General features: G+C 74.5%; 1 protein-coding gene and 1 pseudogene. Both read left to right on the forward strand.

What is annotated here, in order from left to right; all coding sequences use genetic code 11:
• Window positions 1–163 precede the first annotated feature (163 nt).
• The gene (locus tag AB0B40_RS08495; RefSeq protein WP_362263563.1) at window positions 164–2107 is read left to right on the forward strand and encodes an FUSC family protein; all 1944 of its coding nucleotides are present in this window, start codon (window positions 164–166) and stop codon (window positions 2105–2107) included.
• 88 nt (window positions 2108–2195) lie between these two features.
• A pseudogene (locus AB0B40_RS08500) lies at window positions 2196–2734 on the forward strand (Toxic cation resistance protein); the annotation flags it as partial.

The following is a 2734-nucleotide window of genomic DNA, read 5'->3' on the forward strand; positions in this document are numbered from 1 at the left end:
GCGGGCGAAGCCGACGGCGGCGCGCGGACGGCGGGGGACCTGACAGCGGGCGGCGCGGACAGCCGGGCGGCGCGCACGGCCGGGCGGGGGCAAGGGCAAGCCCCCGGTGGCGAACAAGGCACCCGCCCCCGGCCGACCGAACCAATCCGGCCATAATGGGCGCATGCTCCGAGAGTTCCCCATCGGCCTCACCCCTCCCGACTGGCTGGTCCGGAACCTCAAACCCCAGCAGGCGCCCACCAACCGGTCCGCCATGGTCCGCGCCGCCCTCGGCCTGGCCCTGCCCCTGGCGATCGGCCTCGCCGTGGGCCGTCCGGCCTACGGCGCCCTCGCCGCCATGGGCGCCCTGTCCGGCGTCATCGGCGACACCGCCGACGCCTATCGCATGCGCATCCTCAACATCGCCGTCCCCCAGCTGTTCGGCGCGGTCGGCGTGGCCCTGGGCACCCTGGTGTACGGCCACGGCTGGTACGCGGTGACCGCGGTCACCGGCGTCGCCCTGATCTCCGGCATGATCTCCACGATCGGTGCGGTGGCCTCGGTCTCCGGCCTGCTCCTGCTGCTCAACTGCGTGGTCGGCGCGGGCCTTCCGATGCCGTCCCCCTGGTGGCTGGCCCCCGTCCTGATGACCGGTGGCGGCCTCCTGGTCCTCCTGCTGGCCCTGCTGTCCTGGCCGCTGCGCGCGGGCGTCCCCGAACGGACCGCCGTCGCGGCCACCTACCGCACGGTCGCCGACCTGCTCGCCATCGCCGGCACGGACCGCGCCGAGGAGTACGAGGACGCCCGCCGCACCGTCACCCAGTCCCTGAACCAGTCGTACGACCTGATCCTGGCCCGACGCGCCCGCTACCACGGCCGCAACCGCGAACTCACCCGGATGCTGGCGCAGTTGAACGCCATCACCCCGGTGATCGAGGCGGCCCCCGCGGCCCACCTGGCGGCCGGCCCGCTTCCGCCGCAGATCCCCGAGGCGCTGCACCACCTGGCCCGCGCCGTGGAGAGCGACGACGCGTCACTGCCGCCCCTCCACCTCCCCGCGCCCACCACGGAGACGGCCCGGGCGGTGGACCACGCCCTGCGCCACACCGCCGAGGTCGTCACCGCGCCCGACGTGGACCCCCGGGGCATCGACGACCGCCTGGGCCGGCCGGCCGCGCTCGGCATCCGTACGGCCCGCACCGCGCGCAACGTCGTCCTGTCCGCCAACTCCTGGCGCTACGGCGTACGACTGGCGGTCTGCATCGGCATCGCCCAGTCCCTGGTCTCCCTGGTGCCCGTCGCCCGCTCCTACTGGGTCGCGCTGACGGTCACCTTCGTCCTCAAGCCGGACTTCGGCTCCGTCTTCTCCCGCGCCCTGATGCGTGCCCTGGGCACGGTGGCCGGCCTGGTGCTGGCGGCGTTCGTGCTGGCCGAGGTCTCCCTGGGCTGGTGGGACGTCCTCGTGCTCTTCCTCCTGGCCCCGCTCATCCCGGCCCTCACCCCACGGGGCTACGGCTACCAGACGGCGGCCATCACCCCGGTGATCCTGCTCCTCTCCGACATCCTCAACCACCAGGGAACGGCCCTGCTGCTGCCGCGGCTGAACGATTCGCTGCTGGGCTGCGCGATCGTACTCACCGCCGGCTACCTCCTCTGGCCCGAGAGCTGGCACAGCCGCGTGGGCGACCGGCTGGCCGACGCGGTGGCCGACACTGCGGCCTACGTCGAGGCGGCGTTCGGCGACGGCACCGACCTGTCCGCCCGCGCCCGCATGCGCCGCCGCCTCTACCGCGACCTGTCCGTCATCCGCACGGAGTTCCAACGGGCCCTGACCGAGCCGCCGCCGACCGGCCGGCGCGCCGCCGCGTGGTGGCCGCTGGTCGTGGCCGTGGAACGCATCGTGGACGCCACGACGGCGGCCCGCGTCCGCGTCCGCCACGGGGCGCCGCCTCCGTCCGCCGGCGAGATCGCCCAGGTGGCCCTGCAGCTCCGGGAGCTGTCGGAGGGCGTACGGCGTGCGGAGACCCTGATCGCCGTCCGCACCGACCTCACCGGGCCCGTCGGCAGCGTCCTCGAACCGCTGCGCCAGGAGGTTGCCGCGGCCCGCGCGATCACGTCCCCGCACTGACGCGGTCCGGCAACCCGGGGCCGCTAACCTTACGTGTCCGTCGTGGCCAGCGATTGACGGATTACAACTCACGCGAAGGGTTGCGCACATGGGCATTCTCACTCTCCTGCGGAACGCATTCGGCCGCTCACGCAAGTCACGAGCCACCGAGGCGGAGGGTGCGGACCGGACCCCCGCGCAGACCCCGCCCGCATCCGGGCCGGGGGTCGATTCCGCTTCCCTGCCCGAACCCCGCCAGTCGTCGTCGGAACACGAACTGGTGGCAGCGGCCTTCGACAACATCAAGGTCCCGCACCCGTCCCAGTCCCCGGAGAACCCGGCCGACGGCGAGGCGCCCGAGCAGACCGCTCCGGCCGAGCCCGAAAACCCGGAAACCAGGGCCGAGGCCAAGACCCCGGCCGAGGCCGAGTCACCCCACCCCCAGCCGGACGCAGCACCGGCCCCGGCCGCCGCCGAAGCCCCCGAGACGAACCCCGCGAACGCGGCCGGCCCCACTCCGGCGGCAGAGGCACCAGCCGAGCCCACCCCGGCGCCGGAGGCGGAGGCAGTCAGCGAGGCGGCGGCAGAGGCACAGCCGGAGGCAGAGCCGGAGCCGGAGCCGGAGGCAAAGGCCGCGGCGGAGCCGGA

Source organism: Streptomyces sp. NPDC042638 (assembly GCF_040647235.1).
In the GTDB taxonomy this organism is placed as follows: domain Bacteria; phylum Actinomycetota; class Actinomycetes; order Streptomycetales; family Streptomycetaceae; genus Streptomyces; species Streptomyces rameus.

Bases quoted from the DNA above. Each gene is read 5' to 3' on its own strand.
- AB0B40_RS08495 (WP_362263563.1), top strand. From the start codon at position 164: ATGCTCCGAGAGTTCCCCATCGGCCTCACCCCTCCCGACTGGCTGGTC.